Genomic DNA, 269 nt, shown 5'->3' on the forward strand with positions numbered 1-269 from the left:
GGTGAGGATGTGGTCCTTGGGAATACCCGCCTCCTCCAGGGATTTGATCGAGCCGTCAGTGCGCTTCTTGCCGGTGTCGAGTTCGTTGAAGGTGTTGATCACCGCATAGGTGTCCTTCCAGTCCCAACCGCGTTTTTTCGCTTCGGCGGCCATGGCAGCGCCCTGCTTCTGGCCCACCTCAAATGCGGCCATGCCCAAGTACGGCACCTCTTCCATAAAGTTGCCTTTGGCATCGACAAATCGGTCATCCACGGCCATCACTTTCAAAT

The 269-nt window shown here is 56.5% G+C and carries 1 pseudogene; it reads right to left on the reverse strand.

The window, feature by feature from the left end:
- Positions 1-269, reverse strand: a pseudogene (locus AAEY93_RS20670) (hypothetical protein); the annotation flags it as partial.

Source organism: Shewanella sp. CAL98-MNA-CIBAN-0140, from assembly GCF_040309905.1.
GTDB classification, from domain to species: Bacteria; Pseudomonadota; Gammaproteobacteria; order Enterobacterales; family Shewanellaceae; genus Shewanella; species Shewanella psychromarinicola.